The organism is Candidatus Filomicrobium marinum (assembly GCF_000981545.1).
In the GTDB taxonomy this organism is placed as follows: domain Bacteria; phylum Pseudomonadota; class Alphaproteobacteria; order Rhizobiales; family Hyphomicrobiaceae; genus Filomicrobium; species Filomicrobium insigne.
The window spans coordinates 595,345-613,448 of the sequence record NZ_LN829119.1 but is presented as its reverse complement, the minus strand read 5'-3'; the positions used below and the strand labels follow the sequence as shown (position 1 = coordinate 613,448).

16 protein-coding genes and 1 pseudogene are annotated in these 18,104 nt (G+C 55.4%); 14 read left to right on the top strand and 3 right to left on the bottom strand.

The genetic code is table 11. The annotated features are described in order from the left end of the window. Window positions 1-19 precede the first annotated feature (19 nt). The 13 genes and pseudogenes from YBN1229_RS03050 (at window position 20) to YBN1229_RS18835 (ending at window position 13,920) form a co-directional block, all read left to right on the top strand. Window positions 20-661, top strand: a complete 642-nt coding sequence (locus tag YBN1229_RS03050; RefSeq protein ID WP_348270696.1) for a UdgX family uracil-DNA binding protein — start codon at window positions 20-22, stop codon at window positions 659-661. Between the two features lie 555 nt (window positions 662-1,216). After that, a complete protein-coding gene (locus tag YBN1229_RS03045) occupies window positions 1,217-1,789 on the top strand; it encodes an exopolysaccharide biosynthesis protein (protein WP_052743651.1) in 573 nt (190 codons plus the stop codon). A 381-nt stretch (window positions 1,790-2,170) separates the two neighbouring features. Next, window positions 2,171-2,887 carry a cytochrome c oxidase assembly protein gene (locus YBN1229_RS19320; RefSeq protein ID WP_052743650.1) on the top strand — a complete coding sequence of 239 codons (717 nt, stop codon included), beginning with the start codon at window positions 2,171-2,173 and terminating at the stop codon, window positions 2,885-2,887. Continuing rightward, complete coding sequence (locus tag YBN1229_RS03035; protein WP_052743649.1) at window positions 2,884-4,020, top strand: c-type cytochrome; 1,137 nt, start codon at window positions 2,884-2,886, stop codon at window positions 4,018-4,020. Before YBN1229_RS19320 ends, YBN1229_RS03035 begins: the two co-directional genes overlap by 4 nt. After that, complete coding sequence (gene coxB, locus YBN1229_RS03030; protein WP_046476559.1) at window positions 4,017-5,018, top strand: cytochrome c oxidase subunit II; 1,002 nt, start codon at window positions 4,017-4,019, stop codon at window positions 5,016-5,018. Before YBN1229_RS03035 ends, coxB begins: the two co-directional genes overlap by 4 nt. Window positions 5,019-5,022: 4 nt before the next feature. Further along, the gene (locus tag YBN1229_RS03025; protein ID WP_046476558.1) at window positions 5,023-6,075 is read left to right on the top strand and encodes a sodium:calcium antiporter; all 1,053 of its coding nucleotides are present in this window, start codon (window positions 5,023-5,025) and stop codon (window positions 6,073-6,075) included. A gap of 8 nt (window positions 6,076-6,083) precedes the next feature. Continuing rightward, on the top strand, window positions 6,084-8,621 hold the full coding sequence (gene ctaD / locus YBN1229_RS03020; RefSeq protein ID WP_046476556.1) for a cytochrome c oxidase subunit I: 2,538 nt from the start codon (window positions 6,084-6,086) through the stop codon (window positions 8,619-8,621). Between the two features lie 73 nt (window positions 8,622-8,694). Continuing rightward, complete coding sequence (locus tag YBN1229_RS18950; protein ID WP_162488585.1) at window positions 8,695-9,060, top strand: hypothetical protein; 366 nt, start codon at window positions 8,695-8,697, stop codon at window positions 9,058-9,060. 17 nt (window positions 9,061-9,077) lie between these two features. Continuing rightward, window positions 9,078-9,806, top strand: coding sequence for a ZIP family metal transporter (locus YBN1229_RS03010; protein ID WP_197540873.1), 729 nt, complete (start codon window positions 9,078-9,080; stop codon window positions 9,804-9,806). A 601-nt stretch (window positions 9,807-10,407) separates the two neighbouring features. Beyond that, the gene (locus YBN1229_RS03000) at window positions 10,408-11,289 is read left to right on the top strand and encodes an SDR family oxidoreductase (protein WP_046476550.1); all 882 of its coding nucleotides are present in this window, start codon (window positions 10,408-10,410) and stop codon (window positions 11,287-11,289) included. A gap of 174 nt (window positions 11,290-11,463) precedes the next feature. Further along, a pseudogene (locus YBN1229_RS19100) lies at window positions 11,464-11,832 on the top strand (DUF2231 domain-containing protein); the annotation flags it as partial. A 72-nt stretch (window positions 11,833-11,904) separates the two neighbouring features. Beyond that, window positions 11,905-13,461, top strand: coding sequence for a PQQ-dependent sugar dehydrogenase (locus tag YBN1229_RS02990; protein WP_172655253.1), 1,557 nt, complete (start codon window positions 11,905-11,907; stop codon window positions 13,459-13,461). 219 nt (window positions 13,462-13,680) lie between these two features. Further along, complete coding sequence (locus YBN1229_RS18835; RefSeq protein WP_160298677.1) at window positions 13,681-13,920, top strand: hypothetical protein; 240 nt, start codon at window positions 13,681-13,683, stop codon at window positions 13,918-13,920. Window positions 13,921-14,376: 456 nt separating this feature from the next. On the opposite strand, the gene YBN1229_RS02985 is transcribed toward YBN1229_RS18835, so the two are convergent. The 3 genes from YBN1229_RS02985 to YBN1229_RS18830 all read right to left on the bottom strand — a co-directional run bounded on the left by YBN1229_RS02985 (window position 14,377) and on the right by YBN1229_RS18830 (window position 17,233). Continuing rightward, window positions 14,377-15,303, bottom strand: coding sequence for a DUF4142 domain-containing protein (locus tag YBN1229_RS02985; protein WP_052743648.1), 927 nt, complete (start codon window positions 15,301-15,303; stop codon window positions 14,377-14,379). Window positions 15,304-15,402: 99 nt separating this feature from the next. Further along, entirely contained in the window at window positions 15,403-16,173 is a 771-nt protein-coding gene (locus YBN1229_RS02980) for a BON domain-containing protein (RefSeq protein ID WP_244464993.1), read from the bottom strand. 349 nt (window positions 16,174-16,522) lie between these two features. After that, the gene (locus YBN1229_RS18830) at window positions 16,523-17,233 is read right to left on the bottom strand and encodes a Crp/Fnr family transcriptional regulator (protein ID WP_046479875.1); all 711 of its coding nucleotides are present in this window, start codon (window positions 17,231-17,233) and stop codon (window positions 16,523-16,525) included. Between the two features lie 472 nt (window positions 17,234-17,705). On the opposite strand from YBN1229_RS18830, the gene YBN1229_RS18825 reads away from it, so the two are divergent. Further along, window positions 17,706-17,939: a hypothetical protein gene (locus YBN1229_RS18825; protein ID WP_046476546.1), complete on the top strand. Its 234-nt coding sequence runs from the start codon at window positions 17,706-17,708 to the stop codon at window positions 17,937-17,939. The last annotated feature ends 165 nt before the right edge of the window (window positions 17,940-18,104 follow it).

The following is an 18,104-nucleotide window of genomic DNA, read 5'->3' as shown; positions in this document are numbered from 1 at the left end:
CACCAAGCATCAATCGTGTGTGGCGCTGTTAAACGCTTTAGTGAAGCATACGGACTTACAATTGAGAACTGCCGAACAGTTTAGCAAGCTTGCAGCGGCCGAGGCTTGCTGCAGACGATGTAGCCTTTGGAAGGACGCAACGCAGGTCGTTCCCGGGACAGGGGATTCTCACGCAAGACTGATGCTGGTAGGCGAGCAACCTGGAGATAGAGAGGATCTGGACGGCCGGCCGTTTGTAGGACCGGCAGGCCGACTGCTTGACGATGCGCTGTCGGCTGCAGGCCTCTCACGCGATACCGTGGATCTGACGAACAGTGTAAAACATTTCAAGCACGAACAACGAGGAAAGAGACGTCTTCACAAGCGGCCAAATACCTACGAAATTGACCGATGCCGTTGGTGGCTGACTAAAGAGCTAAAACTCGTGCAACCACGTCTTGCGATTGCAATGGGCGCTACAGCGTTCCGGAGCATGGCAGCGCGACCCGGAAAAATCTCTCAGCTTCGTGGCCGTTTGCTCAACGACGTTTGTGAAGTTCCAATATACGTGACGGTGCACCCGTCGTATTTGCTCCGTACTCAGAAGAAACCTGAGCGAGACCGACAGTACATTCGATTTGTGGGAGATCTGCGCTTATGCAAGCAGCTGGCGGGGCTTTAGACATCATCGGCCTTCACGCCTCACCATGGTTTGCTCGATACCGCAAATTCCATGTCGAACGTGACTAAATACAGCGGGGACGACTCCGGCGGCGATTGAAGGAGCAGGTGGCACTCTGGTGGGAAGAAAGGACCTGCGGTACGGTTCAGGCAATAAGCCCGTTGCGTCGCTCGAACGTCTACAGATTTGCGAACTCCTTGCAGTTGCTGCGCAGCGGCCGATTCGGAGGCTTGAATCAATCCTCTAGGCTAGGCGCCCGTCCATAACGGTGGTTTGCGCTGACCCACGGATACGTTGCCGCCGCTCCGAAACGGACAAGCAAGAGACCGTTGAATCTCTTCATGCGTGCCGCGCGCTTAAATCGAGGACCCTTTTTGTCGCTGCGACGTTGAATAGCTGGCGGTTAGACGCAGCGGCGTAGACACAAAATCAGGACCTCTAAAGATGAAGGCTAACCATCAGCAATGCGTAGACAGGAGTTTCGATCCTAAACACCCCCCAATCCGCAATGTTAGCAATTTTCACCTCGGCCCTAGAGACGATAGCCTCGTTTCATTGCTCGATCAGCTTGTCGAACACACAACAGGCGACAAGGTTACGCTTGGGAAGATCCTCGACGTGGTCGCTCACCGGTCATTCGGACCGTTGCTCCTGGTGATCGGACTTATCGCAGTCGGGCCGACGGCAGCGATTCCATTCCTGTCTTACATCGCAGCTTCCATCGTGATTGTGCTTTCCGCACAAATGCTCATCGGCAAAAAGTACCCATGGATACCTCAAGGTCTCGCACAGTTCGAGTTTTCCAGAGCTACGCTTGAGAAGTCCGTAAAGATCATGAGGCCCTATGCCGATCGAATTGACGACTTCGTTGGCGCTCGGCTAACTCTCTTCACAACCGAACCGGCGCGGCGGCTGATCGCTGGCGTTTGTACGCTATTAGCGCTGTGCATATTCCCTCTCGACATGCTGCCATTCACTTCGGGAATCCCGGCATTGGCTATCGCGGTATTCGGGCTCGGACTCACCATGCGCGACGGGCTTGTAATCACGATTGGCCTTGCACTTTCAGCTTCGGCCGCGTGGCTAGTGATCTGGATGGGGCGCAACCTTCTACTGCCGTTTCTTTAGACTAACCGTCTTTTCCGGCTAGAACTCAGACACTCTGCGCGGAACAGCAATCGATCCCATTCGTTGTTGTAAGGTATTCCGTTATTCGCGGATCCTGTTTTGTCGTTTAAGGCAACGGCAGCCCAGTTGGGAGGTGTTCTGTGCCAGAGTGGTTATGGCTATTTGTGGTTGCCGGCGGACCGCTAATTTTGGGTGGGCTAATCGCATGGGGCCTCTTGTCCACATATCACCGGAGACGCAACCCTGCGGCCCAACGCCGGACGGATAGAGCCGCTGAGGAGCTCTACAAAAAAGACCCTGAGTAACCTCCACCATAGTGGTTCAGCGATCGGAACAATATCTCAGATCGCCAGTTCCTCTCCAATCGGACAAGGAACAGGCATGCGATCCGGTAATATCACGAACAGCATTCCGCGCCCCGCCTCGACCAACGAGTCGGGACCAATTATGGCGACAACTTTGCTCTTCGTTGCCGCAGCGGTAACAGCTTTTTCAATGCTTCACTTTTCCGCGCCCCATGCGGGACCAATCTCACACCACATGCTGCTCCACATCCTAGTGATGAATGCTGTCGCACCCTTGATCGCATGGCGATTACGGGTGCCGAGAATCAGAACGCCGCATTCCGGCAAGGTCCTCGTCGCTGCGACGAGCGTTCAAATCATCGCAATTTGGGTTGCTCATATCCCCATCGTCCTAACCGCTACGTTGGATTCGGCCGAACTGCATACGGTATCATTGACTGTGCTTTTTGCAGCGGCAATCTGGTTTTGGCACACGGTCCTTTCTGCGCGCGGAAGCAGGCGCTGGCAGCCTATTGTTGCTCTCCTGATCACCGGCAAACTCTTCTGCCTATTAGGTATCCTCCTCATCTTTGCGCCCAGACCCCTCTACAATTGTCCAGGTGCGACGATCTGTGGTTTAGCGTCGACCCTTCAGGACCAGCAACTCGCGGGGCTATTGATGACCGCTGCATGCCCGCTCACGTATGTTGCGGCGGGAGTGATTATTTCAGCCGTATGGCTGCACGAGTTAAGCGCGTCACCCCAATTGACCAGCCATTGTAATTCTGAGTCTGCCTCGAGTCGTTCGCCATGAGCAGACGGTCGCACACATGGCGCGTCGCGGTCGCCTCAGGTCTCGCGGTCCTCGCTCTTATCGCGTTTGGTATTTTGTTCATCGCAACGACAGGGGTTTACAGCGTCGCGGCCTCGAGCAGTCACTTCGCTATCGTTCGCTGGTTCCTCCAATTCGGAATGACAAATTCCGTTCGGACACACGCCGCTTTCATTGAAGCCCCCAATCTCGAAAACGAAGACCAAATCCAGCTGGGAGCCGCACACTTTCATTCTGTTTGTGCTCCGTGTCACGGCGCGCCAGGCGTTCGCGCAAATCCAGCGAACAAAGACATGTTGCCGTCGCCCCCCGCGCTTAAAAAGCACGTATCCGAGTGGCGCGATCGCGAACTGTTCTGGATTGTCAAGCATGGCATCAAATACACAGGCATGCCCGCGTGGCCCGCCCAGCACCGCGATGACGAGGTATGGGACCTAGTCGCATTCCTTCGGAAGCTGCCAGAGTTGAAGTCGGAAGACTATAGAGCGCTTGCTCTTGGAAACGCGCGAAGGACCAAACAACCCTCTAATCATGCAACAGAGATCGCTTCGGAGAATTGCGCGCGCTGCCATGACGATGCGGCAAGTGCCCCTCCAAACGCAAAGGCGCCACGCCTTGCGGGCCAGTCCCAAGAGTACCTAAGCCGAGCATTGAGCGAATTCGCGCGAGGTGAGCGGGCAAGCGGCTTTATGGAAGTTGTAGCGGCCGACCTCAGCGATGACGAGATTGAAGCCCTTTCAGAATACTACGCGAATATCCGACCCGACAAAAAAACGACGATAGCGGAGCATTTGGAGAGAGGCCGTCAGCTGGCGACGCAGGGTGCACAAGGCCAAGCCATACCTCCTTGCTTGAGCTGTCACGGCACCAGCGCCGCGCCCACGTATCCGCGTCTTGCCGGACAATCCGCCGCCTATATTCTTGGCCAACTCGAACGCTGGAGGCAGGGACTGAGATCCCAAACCGAGCATGGCAGGATGATGGGGCAGATTGCCAAGCGCATGACGCCACAACAGATGCAAGACATCGCAAGTTATTTTGCGAGCCAGGGTAACTTTCAGGCTGCACTTGATGCCGTCAACCCCAGAAGTACCTCTGCGGGAGGCAATCCATGATCACCCGCGTTCGCCTGGCGTTCAATTCATGCATCCTCGCAATAACGTGCGCCACACTCGGCGGCTGCCGGGATGCCCACAGCGTTCTTGCTCCACGCAGCGATCATGCAGAACAAATCGAAATCCTGGCTTGGATCCTATTCATCGGCGGTACGATGATCCTGCTTATCGTTATCGCGATTGCTACTGCTGCGTTGCTCGGACCGATACGTATCCGCCGTGTATTGCAAAGCGAAGCATTCGTATTGCTCAGTGGACTCGCTTTCCCAATTATTGTGCTCACCTGCCTGCTTGCCTACGGGACGGCTGTGACCGGCGCAGGTCCTAGCTCAAACGATTCTGGTCCTCTCGAAGTCACCGTAATTGGAGAACGATGGTGGTGGCGCGTAATCTACCATCAAAAGGAAGGTGGCCCCATCGAGGCGGCCAATGAACTGCGCATACCAACGGGGCGATCAGTCAAAGTCGCTCTGAAATCGGCTGACGTGATCCACAGTTTTTGGGTTCCTGCCCTCGCCGGCAAAGTCGACACGATTCCTGGCAGAACGAATTTCATCACGCTTTCGGCCAACAGCCCCGGGGTGTTTCGTGGCCTATGCGCGGAGTATTGCGGAGGCGCGCATGCCTTAATGGGATTCCACGTTGTTTCACTCGATCCCGATGACTTTAATAAGTGGTTTGCGCGCGAGAGGAGCGAGGCGCAGCTTGCCTCCACACCATCTCAGCTGCGCGGGCAGAACCTATTCCTCTCCAAAGGATGTGGTGCCTGCCATACCGTACGGGGCACGAGAGCTGGAGGAACAATCGGCCCCGACCTTACGCATATCGGAAGTCGGCAATCCATAGCGGCGGCCACCCTCGCCAACAATCCGGGCTCTCTAGTGAACTGGATTCGTGACAATCAGCACATCAAGCCCGGCAACTTGATGCTGAATTTTGAAAGTCTGGCGACGCACGAACTCAACGACATTGCCAGTTATTTGGAGAACTTGGAGTAGCACCATGCCAAGCTTCGAGGACCTTGGTCTTGCGGGAAACGTAGCGGCTTTTCTCGCTGCGGCTTTCGTGGTCTGGCGCGCCGGTTATCGCATGTCCCACTACGCGGATATCATTAGTGTCAAAACCGGCCTCGGTCACGCCCTGCTTGGGCTTTTGCTGCTGGGGGGAGTGACCTCGCTTCCCGAAGTCGCTGTCACCGTGACAGCATCTGCCGGCGGGAACGCTCCGCTCGCCATCAACAATATTCTGGGCGGGGTCGCCATGCAGGTCACGATCCTGGCCATTGCAGACTTCGCGATTGGCCGGCGCGCACTAACATCTGTCGTTCCTGATCCAGTGGTACTGCTACAGGGTGCTCTAAACATAGTGCTTCTCTCGATTGCGGCATGTGCAGCAATCGCTGGAGATATTGTGCTGGGCGGCGTTGGGCTGTTCTCGTGGATCATTCTTGTGATGTTCCTTCTGTCAATTTGGATTCTCACGCAGGCAGAACAACGCAAACCATGGCTGGCAAACCTGCCTACTCATGGTTCACTAAGTGACGCATCGCAAGAATCGGCTCCGCCCAACAAAGGGTACGAGATGCCGTTATCCGCGGTTCTGATAAAGGCGGGAGTTGCGGGTGCCTTAATTCTGGTAGCCGGCTTCGTCGTCGCCCGCACAGCTGAAATTATTGCTGACGAGACAGGGATTGGCCAAAGTTTCGTCGGGGCGGCGCTCGTCGCGATTTCCACATCCTTGCCCGAGATCAGCACGGTTCTCGCCGCCGTACGTGCGAACCTGTTCACCCTTGCGATCTCGGACATACTTGGAACCAACCTGTTTGACGTCGGCTTACTGTTTGTCGTCGATGCCGTTGGGGACTCGTCACCTGCACTCGCCTCGGCCGGAAAATTCGGGGCCGTCGCGGCTGTCCTCGGAATACTTGTGACCGCGCTATTTCTCGTCGGCCTCGCAGAGCGGCGAGATCGAACGATTTTTCGATTGGGCATCGATTCAATTGCCGTTCTCGTCGCGTATGTCGGTGGAATGGCTCTGTTGTTCACGTTGCGTTAGGACTGATTATGAGCGAAGCCATCACAGCACAGGACTCGCTTAGCCCGACTCCCCGTCCCGACGGGGAAGAAGAAGAACTCAAGCGGATCTGGGCAAAACCACGCGGCTTCAGCATCGTGACGGCCGTCAACAATGACGTCATCGGCCTTTTATACATCGGCGCTGCCTTACTATTCTTTCTCCTTGCAGGCGTTCTCGCCCTGCTGATGCGGACGCAGCTCGCGGTTGGAGACAATACGTTCCTGTCGCAAGAACTCTACAATCAGATTTTTACGGTCCACGGAACCACGATGATGTTCCTGTTCGCGGTGCCAGCCGTTGAGGCGCTCGGCGTCATGCTGCTTCCCCAGATGCTTGCAGCCCGCGACCTCCCGTTTCCTCGTTTAAGTGCCTTTGCCGTCTGGGCCTACATTGTTGGCGGCTTAGTATTCTTTTCGACGATCTTTTACGATCTCGCGCCAAGCGGCGGATGGTTCATGTATCCCCCCCTGACGAGTAGTGAGTATTCCCCGGGAAATAACGCTGATTTCTGGCTCCTTGGAATTGGCTTCATAGAAATCTCAGCAATAGCCGGAGCGATTGAAATCGTAGTCGGCACCCTCCGAACCCGGCCGCCCGGAATGTCCCTCGACAAAATGCCGATCTTTGCATGGTCGATGCTCATATTCGCCGGGATGATTATCTTCGCCTTTCCTGCGGTCATCCTGGCGACAATGCTGCTGGAATTCGAACGCGCTTTCGGTTGGCCATTTTTTATCGCGGATAAGGGTGGCGATGCGCTGCTATGGCAACATCTGTTTTGGTTTTTTGGGCATCCAGAGGTCTACATAATATTTCTACCCGCGGCGGGCCTCGTTTCTATGATCGTGCCAACGATGGCCCGAACACCTCTCGTCGGGTACCACCTGATCGTTGTCGCGCTCATCGCAACAGGCTTTTTTAGCTTTGGGCTTTGGGTACACCACATGTTCACGACCGGTATTCCCGCGCTTAGTCTGGCCTTCTTCTCCGCCGCTAGCATGGCCGTTGCTATCCCTTCAGGCATACAGGTGTTCTCGTGGATCGCTACCTTTGCGTCGGCGCCAAATGGCGTGCGCATTACAACAGCAACCTTGTTCGTTCTTGGCTTTCTTTTCATTTTTGTACTGGGAGGCCTGACCGGCGTCATGGTCGCCATGGTGCCGTTCGACTGGCAGGTGCATGACACCTACTTTGTCGTGGCTCATTTTCATTATGTGTTGGTGGGCGGAATGGTCTTCCCGCTGTTCGCGACGTTCTATCACTGGACGCCGATGCTGTCCAAAAATCCGCTATCGGAACGCCTCGGCAGATGGGTATTCTGGCTCATGTTCCTCGGGTTCAATACAGCGTTTTTCCCGATGCACATCTCGGGGCTCTACGGAATGCCGCGGCGCATTTGGACCTATCCAAGCGACATGGGCCTCGATGGTTTGAACCTTGCTTCCACAGTTGGCGCATTTGTGTTTGCCGCAGGCGTCCTGCTTTTCGTCATTGATGTGTTGTTGCGATTTCGACCAGGTGAATCCAAGCAAACCAATCCTTGGGAGGCGGGCACACTTGAATGGCTTCCAACGGATGTCTACTGCACCAGATCAATTCCGCACGTGACGAGTCGTGACCCTCTTTGGGATCAACCAGATCTAGCTAAGGAGGTGACTGAGGGGCGGCATTATCTGCCCAATGCGCCTAGTGGTGGTCGTGAAACCATCGTGACGACTGCGATTGATGCCAAGCCCGACTACATCATTCAGATGCCAGGGCCCGGCTGGGCGCATGTTCTGGCTGCTATCTTCACGGCGGGATTTTTTCTCCTGCTGACGATTAAATTTGTCATCGCCGCGGTACTTTCCGGACTCGCTGCCATCATTGCTTGCTTTGTCTGGGTCTGGGAATTGGATCCTGGGCCAAGCGACAAAATTGATGTCGGGAGGGGGATCAAACTGGACACTTACAGATCGGGACCGTCCTCTCATTCATGGTGGGCGATGATCGTCTTGATGTTGGTTGCCGGCTCTCTCTATCTCTCGTTCCTATTCTCGTATCTCTATCTGTGGACGGTATCTCCGAGTGTTTGGCCATCGAGTACGGATGCTCTTCAGTCGGTAGCTTGGCCAATTGGTTCCGCGGTTCTGTTTCTTGCTGCTTCTGCGTTCATACGGGGCGCGGACTATTCCTTGGCTCTTCCGGGAAGTCAGGATTGGCGCACGCCCCTGTTCCTCTGCTTGGCTGTGGTTTCTCTCGTAGCAGCCGTGGCGTTGGAGGTGTGGGGTCATTGGACCAACGGTCTAAAGCCAACCGAGAGCAGCTATGGGGCGATGGCTTATATGGCCAGCATCCTCACGGGTCAGCTTGCTGTCGCTATAGCACTGATGACCATTTTGACGATCGCACGTCACTTCGCGAAGCGGTTGAACAGATTGAGGCGGGTGACATTCGACAACGTCGCTCTGCTCACCCATTACACCGTGTGCCAAGGTCTATTGGGCCTCCTGGTGATTCACGGCTTTCCGAGGCTCGTCATCTAGCGGGCGAAACTAATAAATTACTCCAATGAATGAATCCGATAAAATAGAACGTGATGCAGAGGAACCGACAATAGTGAACCGGCCCACCGTCGGCATGATTCTTTTTCTACTTTTTGGACCGATCGTTTGGGCGATCCATTTCTCGATAGTGTACAGCAGTCAGTCAACGCTTTGTGCGGCAGCAGACCATCTCGACTTTCATCCCAATTCCGCCATTGCAGCCATCATTTTCATGGTGAGCATTTGCGCGGTAGCCACGCTGGTATGGGCAATTTCCCTTCCCTCGCGCCTCGCAGCAGCATTGGGCGTAGATCTCGCCGCTAGACGAGCGTCGTTTTATTCATCCGTCATGACGCTCCTTGCGTGGTTGTCTGTATTCGGCATCGCGGCGCTCGCATTGTCCGCATTTTTGGTGGATCCCTGCGCCCCGTTGCGGTGAGAAATGGCCAAGCGATCATGACTGATCTCTCGCAAGTCCTGCTTTTCGCAATGTTGCCCGTCATGGGAGTGCTCATCGGCACGACACTCGCAGAGACTTTCCGCGCACCAGGTTGGGTGATTGGTGCGACACTACATGGCGCCGCAGGCGTCGCCATTGCGCTTGTAAGCGTAGATCTGATGCCTCGAATAGTTGATCAGATTGCGATGACCACACTCATTTCGGCTTTCCTCGCCGGCGCGGTCGTATCTGTCATCATTGAGCGCACCTTACGCATTTTTAGAAGCACCGAACGCCAACCAAAGAACCTTCAGGCCTGGATGGTTTATACGGCCATCGCCGCCGACTTGGCGAGCGACGGAGCACTCACAGGGGCCGGCAGTGCAATCGGTCACAATTTGGGCCTGCTCGTCGCGGCCAGTCAGGCAATCGCCAATATTCCTGGTGGGTTCGCGGCGGCATCCAATTTGCGAAACAGAAATGTCCTGCGTCACCATAGGTGGATCGCAGCGGTTGCCATGACCATTCCAGCGATGGCTAGTGCGGCTCTAGCCTATTGGCTATTGGCCGATGCGGATCAGGCCCTAAGGAGTACGACCCTCGCCTTCATCTCTGGGGTCTTATTGCTGGCGACCATTGAGGACGTCGTCCCACAAGGCGACGCACCAAAACCGGCGCGTTGGTTGTCCACCGCTTCGTTTGCATTTGGATTTTCCGGACTGGCCTTGCTTTCAGCCTACGTCTAATTCCGCGGACGAGGCAATCGCATGAATGTGTTGGCACGTTGACTGGTCCAATCACAAAAATCGCGCTTAGTTCTTACGATCGCAAAAATTCGGAACAAACTTCTCTCGCAAAAGTTGAACAACAAACGTTGCCCCCGAATGTCACGAGAGGGCATACAGGTGAGGAGATTGCATGATGTTGCGTTTCGCTAGCACATTGCTCGCTGTCGCCGTTCTAACATCAGGCGCATTAGCGCAGTCCAGCTCGCCGAAGCCCGAAGAGGTTCACCCGCCAACCGGTCGAATTGGATCCGAGGTGCCAAAGATGACAACAGAGGAAGCGGAGACAAAATCTAAACCTCAGAACGGGCAACGCAAAGAGAGTGTGCACCCGCCAACCGGTAGAATTGGAACAGAGGTTCCAAAAATGACGACTGAGGAGGGTGAAACGAAGCCACGGAATTAATGGCCAGCGAAAAAACCGGAATGGCGACATCGCATAACACTGGAAAGTGTGCCGTTGTGGAAGGGAGCTTTGCCGACGAATTTCAGAGGGAACATTTGGCACACTTATTGGTTCGGGACATATCAGAAAACCGGGAATGGATGAGGAGCGCTGACTATGTCCCCAAACGTCGAACCGCATCCCCGACAGCCCATATTCCGCCGATCAGGTGAGGAACCCTCGCTTCCTGGAGACGAAACGAAGCTTGAGCCGAAGCCTGAATGGAGGCCTCGTTACAAGGGCTCTGATCGCTTGAAAGGCAGGGTCGCTCTCATCACTGGCGCCGACAGTGGCATAGGCCGCGCCGTTGCTGTGCTTTTTGCCAGAGAAGGTGCGGACATCGCGTTTGCATACCTTTGCGAAGACGACGACGCAGAGATTACAAAGGACGCCGTTCAAGCCGAAGGCCGCCGAGTTATTTCGTTTGCGGGCGATCTGGGTAATCAGCAGTTCTGTAAGGACGTGGCTGACGCAACAATTTCTCAGTTCGGCAAGATTGATATCTTGGTGAATAACGCGGGGGAACAACATCCCGACAAACACTTGCAAGACATAACCGAACATCAACTTCGAAGGACATTTCAGACAAATGTGTTTGGGATGTTCTTTCTTACGCAGGCGGTGCTGCCCCATATGAAGGCCGGAGGGTCGATCATCAACTGCACGAGCGTGACGATGTATGCAGGCTCGTCGAGCTTACTCGACTACAGTTCGACCAAAGGCGCCATTACGGCGTTCACACGCTCTCTTTCCGAAAACCTTGTCGGCAAAGGCATCCGTGTAAATGGTGTGGCTCCCGGCCCTATTTGGACGCCGCTCAACCCTTCCGGTGGTGCAACGAAAGAGAAGCTGGAGCATTTCGGCGAGAGCACGCCTATGGGACGGCCGGGCCAACCGAACGAAGTTGCTCCGAGCTTCTTGTTCCTAGCATGCGAGGATTCGTCCTACATGTCTGGCCAAGTCCTGCACCCCAATGGCGGAACCATTGTTGGTAGTTGAGCACGTCGTGTCCATCAGATGGTGAGCATGCTTTGCGCCAGAGCTGCGGTGGAACAATCGCTTCGCCCTCTTGTTAGCAAGGTGAGCCTTTTGGCGCCGCTCACAATGCGTTGCATTGCTTGAGGAGACTGACGGGACGAAATCGCAACCCAAGTCTCTCCCAGGAGCTAAATTATGGAGCACCACAATCGCCACAGCGTGTACACGCGTATTATCCCATTTCCGATTGCGTGCTTCATTCTCACGCTTCTAACCGACCTTGCTTATTGGCAAACGTCGAACCTCATGTGGCAAAACTTTTCGTCCTGGCTACTTTTTGCCGGACTCGTTGTTGGCGGCGTAGCGGCACTCCTCGGCTTGGTGGAATTGGCTGTTCGACCTGAGTTACGCGCGCCGGCATCTCGGTGGTGGACGCACGCGAGCGGTGGTTTGCTGGTTCTCGCAGCTGCATTCGTCAATAGTCTTGTACACGCGGGAGATGGCTGGACTGCCGTCGTCCCCTACGGTCTTCTCTTGTCCGCGGTGACCGTCCTTCTTATTGCGTTCTTCATGTGGAAGGATCTGACAGATCCCGTCACAAATTCGCCGGCCCGTCTACCCATGTCGGGTCGCGCGATGACGATTGGTGTTGTCACGGTGCTCACTCTTGGGCTCATTGGCATCGCGATTTCCGGGAGCTTCGATAGCGGCTCAAAGTTTGATGTTGCAGAGCAGATTGGACGCGATCCCAAATTACCCGAACCACAATCTGATCTGATTGCGGACTTGAAGGTCGCTGAGGTCGTGGGATGGGGAAAAGGCGAAACGCCGACCGTCGCCGAGGGCCTGACGATCACGCCCTATGCCAGGGATCTTGCGAACCCGCGGACGGTTCACACTCTGCCTAACGGAGATGTGCTTATCGTGCAGTCGCGCGGTCCAGCCGCGGAGCACGTTGCGCGGCCGAAAGACGTCATTCGCGATTGGGTGATGTCGATGGCTCACGGACCCAGCAATCAGAAGAAAAGCAACCTGATTACGCTGCTGCGCGATACGGATCGCGATGGGAAAGTGGATCAACAATCCGATCTTATAACTGATCTGAACTCACCTTTCGGTGTGGCATGGTCCGAGGGAACGCTCTACGTCGCAGCGACGGATGCCATTCTTGCCTACCCCTATGAACTGGGCGCGACCCAAATTACGGCCGAGCCCACAGTGCTGACACCGCTTCCCGGCGGACCGATCAACCACCACTGGACAAAGGATCTGGCATTGAGTCCGGATGGGCGCTTTCTGTATGCATCCGTCGGCTCCAATTCAAACGTTGCCGAGAATGGGTTAGAGGCTGAAAAAGGTCGTGCCGCAATTTGGCGGGTCGACCGGCAAACGGGTGCCAGCCGCGTTTTCGCATCCGGTCTTCGCAATCCGAACGGTCTAAGCTTTCAACCCGAGACTGGCACATTGTGGACTGTGGTAAACGAACGCGATGAGTTGGGCCCGAACCTCGTCCCCGACTACATGACATCGGTACAGGAGAGTGCGTTCTACGGATGGCCCTGGAGCTACTTTGGCGATCATGTCGACGAGCGAGTCCACCCGCAACGGCCCGACATGGTGAAAAAGGCTCTCAAACCTGACTATGCGCTGTCCAGTCACGTCGCCGCGCTCGGCCTTGCCTTTTCCGCGAACTCAGGCATGCCGGCCCCCTATGCGAACGGCGCCTTCGTCGGATTACATGGCAGTTGGAACCGTCAGTCGTTCAACGGATACAAAGTCGTCTTTATTCCGTTCGAAAACGGCAATCCGGCTGGCAAATTCCAAGACGTGGTGACAGGATTCCTCGATGGAGATCAGGTTCGCGGACGTCCCGTTGGCGTTGGTATAGATGGGACAGGCGCGCTCCTCATTGCAGATGATGCAGGCAATACTGTATGGCGCGTGGCCGCGGCTGATGGGTCCGTGATACCTTCGCCCATCGGTACGGACCAAGTCCGCAGCGACCTCTCCACCCTTGGCGCAATTTCTCCAGAACCGACGTCGGGAAACAGCAATTCGCAAGCTGCAGCTCTCAATAACCGGCAACACAGCGCATCTCCGCCCAAAATGGTCGAGCGCACGTCGCCAACCGATCTTGCGCCGGCGGTCTTACCCGAAGGCTCGCTTCAAGATGAAAAAGACAACACCAAGTGACCCTTTGAATAAAAAAGCGAGGTTAGCAATGAAAGACCATCCAACAGAGCAAAAGAAGAATAACACTTTAGACTACGGTCGAGGCGGGCGAAGCCCTTCGCTCCCGTCGAAAAAGGATGAGCGCAAAGCGGATCCACCGGTGGGTCCTTACAGCAAGCATGACGGCAAAAAGCAGATTTCCCGTCCTTAATAGCCGGAGGCGGTATCTCTAAGGGAAAAATGACAGTCCCCCAACCGATACACTGCCAATTCGAAACCTCACTCAAGCTGGCCGTCGTCAGCATCCGCCACAGCGGCGGCGTAGAACAGCACAATGATCTTTTCCAGACCCTCCTGCGTCAGGCCAATGATTATGACGCGGCTGTCGGCAATGCCCCATTCACGACCCCCTCCGAACTCGAAGCCGAGCAAACGCCACCTTCGCCCCCCAAGCGCAAACGGCGTCTGCGCATAGTCTGACGTCGCCCGCGCCCCATCCGCGAAGATGGAGTTTCACCTCCATGGCGTCCGAACGCCAGACCATCGTCCGGCGCGAACAGTGCGCATGGTGCAACCGTTCCCGCACCCTTCACATATCTGCCGCGTCCCATCCACGGCTCACTCGGAACCTTCGCAGATCCGTCTACACATCAAGGGTGGTAGGGAGTCCAATCCTCCAAGGCCTGCCGAGATCGATCCGCAAGGAGTAACGCATCGCAATTTCAGCCGAAGGGCAGGGGGGCGGCACGTCTCCGCCTGCGGATGCCACGCTGAAGGCGCTGCAGCACATCTGGGCATAACCCTTCCACCTACTGGAAAGCGTTGTCGCACTCAGGCATCCTTCTCCCCACGGGAGCAATTGGGTCGACCATTGTACGGAGGGGGCTCCAGCTAGCTCGAAAGAGCCCCAAGTGGTCCATGCCTGTCTGCCCATGATCAATCAGTTGCAAAATTGGGAGCATCCTCAAGTTCTTGCCGGGACATGCCGTGAAGAACTACGCGATTGGGCTCAGCTGGCTCCTTCTCCCCATCTTCACGCGTTGCATTAATCTGAACTGCGTCCAAGGGCACGGCAACATACTTCTCGCCTAATCCGAGGAACCCACCTACGCTAACGATGATCGCGACCCCTTCGCCCTTCCGGTTCATAAGCACATCGTGCACCTCGCCGATCTCCTCGCCGTTGGCGCCGTAGACGTCCGTATCGGGAAGTTCGGAGGCCATGAAATGATCCGGACCAGCGGTGCTGAGCACCTGCCGCTTGAGTTCGAGGCCTTGTGTCTGTCGCTGTGTCTGTCGCTGAGTTTTTTGACGATCATCGGATTGGCCGGCAATCTTTGGCTCTTGCGTAAGATTTTGCGCGATCTGCAGATGCCTTCTAAGCACCGGCAATGTGCTTTCTACGAAATTGCGCAACTCGTCATTCTCTCCGCTCTGGCTGTACGCTTGGTAGAGTCGAATCGCTTCTTCGTGTGAATCGATCTGTTGGCTCCTAAATAGCTCACCAAATTCCGCGTCCGAGGCAGAGCGGAGCTTCTCGATCATCTTATTGTGTTTAGTATCAAGCTCGGTGGGAATGGTGGCTCCGATGCTTTTCGCCGCGGTGATCAACCGCGCTTCCAGATCCGTGTGGTCTGCGATGTTTTGTTGAACATACGTACTAAACGCTTCGCCCAATGATTTTCGCGATGCCAGATTGCTTGATTGAATTTCGTAGCGATTGCCGACCGCAGCCTCGGTGACAAACTCTTGCGCAGCGCTGCCAGCATCTGATCTTGGTGGCGCCTGCTGTTCAGCTGTAGTCTGTGCGTGGGCTGGCATGGTGAAAACCAATAGTCCCAACGCCAAGCTCGATAGCCTCATCCTTTCCTCCTGTTACTTCGGGCAACCGCGTACAACAATGCTCCCCTGCCGATCACGGAGAGCATAGTGGTGTAGCCATCACTTCAATTCGATACGGCGTTAGTGACGGGTGCTCGCAGTGGCGCCTGCGAGATCCGAACTCGATTGCTGCTCATTTCTGCGAAGATTATTCTGAACATGCTTCACTCCAGAGGCTCTCTCTGAGAGATCTTCCGCATGACGTTTGGCGAACCGATCACGCACAGTGCCTTCGAGGGTGACCTCGCCGCCACTTACGGTTACCTCGATGTCCGAAGCATCAATGTGGGGGTCGTCGCAAAGACGATCACAGACGTCTTCACGGATACGATCATCAGAGCGGGTATAGTTTTTTGGACCCCGTCCCCTGAACCGGTCATCCATTTCGCGACGCCTTTGAGCCTCCTCACTCCCGAACCACGAAGCAACTTCATCGCCAGCTCTCTCAAGAAAGCCACGGTCTTCATTGCGATGACGGAATTCTCCGCGATACCCGCCTGAACCGCCATACGGCGCCCTCCTGGGAGATCGATGTTTGCCGTAGGGGCCGTGCCCAGCGGGCGCGTCAAGGTGATACCTCTCGTTTGACGCTGGGCCGTAATAGCCACCGTAGGAAGAACCGCGTCCGTAACCAAATTCGTCGGAGTAGTCGCCCCTATAGCCACCCATGCCAGCTCGCCGATCCTCGTCCCTCCGCCACTCTTCCATATCTTCGTCGCCGAACCCCCACTGCATTTCATCACTCTCCCGTTCGTCCCAGTCTCGATCGCGGTATTCGGGGAATGGCCCCCTTACGCGCTCGTGTCGGTGGCCGCGACCATACCGCCTGCTATCTTCCCAATCCTTTGGCATCTTGACCTCCTTTGAGCATCGGATTGGCTACCCAACTTTCGTGCAAGCGACATGTTCCAACCGCTCTCAAATAGAAGTGGCGCACAACATCTCGTGCCGGCATAAGTGATCCGACCAGCAGAGCACAGGTTGGAGATCGAAGTAGGACCTTGCATCGGCCCAGGTATGCGCGCCTGCAGGCAATAGCGCGCCCCATGCCAGTTCATCCAATCCTTGCGCCGGGCATACCAAGCCCTTCCAACAGGGCTAAGCTACGCATTTACAAAATCACAAATCAGCGAACAGGGATTGGCGTCGACATTCTTAAACAGCTTCGAACTCATGAGATGCAGCCCTTCTGCAGAAACGTCTATTGGCAAAACAACCGCTCCCACTCGGCCTCAGGTTGGCCATATAGACCGTTTGCGCTCTCCTCCAAACCTTCTCGATCCACGATCTCGATGCATCCTCGCGCGGTCGCAACAATGCCCTTGTCCTCGAAGTGTTGGAGTCCAATCGTCACACCGGCCCGCCTGACACCCAGCATAAGCGCGAGGAACTCGTGCGTTAACATCAGTTCCTGCCCTATGCTCCTATCATGCGCCATCAGCAACCAACGCGCGAGACGCTCTTCCAACTTCCCGTGTGCATTGGCCAGTGCCGTATAAGCCGTTTGCACCCCAAAAACATGAACGTAGCGTAGGAGATGTCGCAGAAGCGTGGGACTCTTTGCTAAAGCCGCTCTGAGATCCTTTGCGTTGACGCATTTCCCCTTCCCCTCGACCTGCATGAATATCTCGTATGGGGAATGGTCCACACCGAGGACCACTGGAAGTCCTACAAAACCCTTCGATCCGACAAGGGCAACCTCCGCATGCCGGCGCTGTCCGCCAATTACGACCACAGACGCCAAGCCGCTTTCCAGGAAGTAGACCGCACCAACCTGCCTGTTGATCGCCTGAAGATTTTGCCGGAAAGATAATGTCTGGTCTTTGAAATCAAGCGCTATTTCGGCGTAGTCCGAATCGGACATTGCTTTCAAAATGTGATTCTGGCGTTCGGGTGAGGAGATTTGTTCCATCAAAGACATCCCAGGCAGGGCCACGGCACCGACGAAATTTAGCGGCGCGTCGGCTATCCCTTTACAAATCGCGACAGCCACTGTGATCAACTGGTTGGGACCGAGCAGCAGGAAAAAGGGAAATCGGTGCTGCGGAAGATTAGAGGGAAGAACTCTCCAGCGATGGCAGAGTTCCCACGTCGCGGCTAAACCCACAATTTTAAATACGAATGGAGTTGGGTACGATATCGAACTGACTTCGCAATAGAATAGAGCAGAGAAAAGGATATACTTGCCTAAGCTGGGAAGCTCACGATGAGCAGCCCGCCATTGGTTATCGGGATAACCAGTATCGCGTGCGGCTCCCTCTCTGCGCACGAAACATCGGGAACACCCAACGCACAAGGCCACGACGAGTATGTTGTTGGCGACAGCATTTGAGGAGGCCTTGGCACACGCTCCAATCGATGCTTGTCGAAAGGAGTACCACAATATGGATTTCCCAGAAGACGCGTATGGTCCGGAAGCCGTCGCCGTTATGGGGCGCGCCTTCGAGCAAGCTTGGCAAGAGCTGAATGCCATTACCATGGACCTGCCATATAGCGCACACGTGGTTCGCAGGCGTATCGCACTTCGCATTCTTGAAGCCGCGCAAGACGGAGAACGTGATCCGCAACGCCTCAAAGAATTGGCGTTGCGCGGCCTCGAGCCGTCACCTGCTGACTAAGCCCAATCCGTTGAGGCCTCTGAGCCCAACACGGAAGGTATGCCCCGCCAGAATCGGACATCCATTATCATGCCCCGTTGATTGGATTCTGTAAGCGGAACCTCTTAGGATTGTGATTGTTTATTGCGATAGTCGTTTGTCCGCTAACGTCCCTAATAATCTACC

What these genes read in the sequence shown, in the direction of transcription:
- YBN1229_RS19320 (WP_052743650.1), top strand. Translation starts at nt 2,171, where the DNA reads ATGCGATCCGGTAATATCACGAACAGCATTCCGCGCCCCGCCTCGACC.
- YBN1229_RS03035 (WP_052743649.1), top strand. Translation starts at nt 2,884, where the DNA reads ATGAGCAGACGGTCGCACACATGGCGCGTCGCGGTCGCCTCAGGTCTC.
- coxB (WP_046476559.1), top strand. Translation starts at nt 4,017, where the DNA reads ATGATCACCCGCGTTCGCCTGGCGTTCAATTCATGCATCCTCGCAATA.
- YBN1229_RS03025 (WP_046476558.1), top strand. Translation starts at nt 5,023, where the DNA reads ATGCCAAGCTTCGAGGACCTTGGTCTTGCGGGAAACGTAGCGGCTTTT.
- ctaD (WP_046476556.1), top strand. Translation starts at nt 6,084, where the DNA reads ATGAGCGAAGCCATCACAGCACAGGACTCGCTTAGCCCGACTCCCCGT.
- YBN1229_RS03010 (WP_197540873.1), top strand. Translation starts at nt 9,078, where the DNA reads ATGACTGATCTCTCGCAAGTCCTGCTTTTCGCAATGTTGCCCGTCATG.
- YBN1229_RS03000 (WP_046476550.1), top strand. Translation starts at nt 10,408, where the DNA reads ATGTCCCCAAACGTCGAACCGCATCCCCGACAGCCCATATTCCGCCGA.
- YBN1229_RS02990 (WP_172655253.1), top strand. Translation starts at nt 11,905, where the DNA reads ATGACGATTGGTGTTGTCACGGTGCTCACTCTTGGGCTCATTGGCATC.
- YBN1229_RS18835 (WP_160298677.1), top strand. Translation starts at nt 13,681, where the DNA reads ATGACAGTCCCCCAACCGATACACTGCCAATTCGAAACCTCACTCAAG.
- YBN1229_RS02985 (WP_052743648.1), bottom strand. Translation starts at nt 15,303, where the DNA reads ATGAGGCTATCGAGCTTGGCGTTGGGACTATTGGTTTTCACCATGCCA.
- YBN1229_RS02980 (WP_244464993.1), bottom strand. Translation starts at nt 16,173, where the DNA reads ATGCCAAAGGATTGGGAAGATAGCAGGCGGTATGGTCGCGGCCACCGA.
- YBN1229_RS18830 (WP_046479875.1), bottom strand. Translation starts at nt 17,233, where the DNA reads ATGGAACAAATCTCCTCACCCGAACGCCAGAATCACATTTTGAAAGCA.
- YBN1229_RS18825 (WP_046476546.1), top strand. Translation starts at nt 17,706, where the DNA reads ATGGATTTCCCAGAAGACGCGTATGGTCCGGAAGCCGTCGCCGTTATG.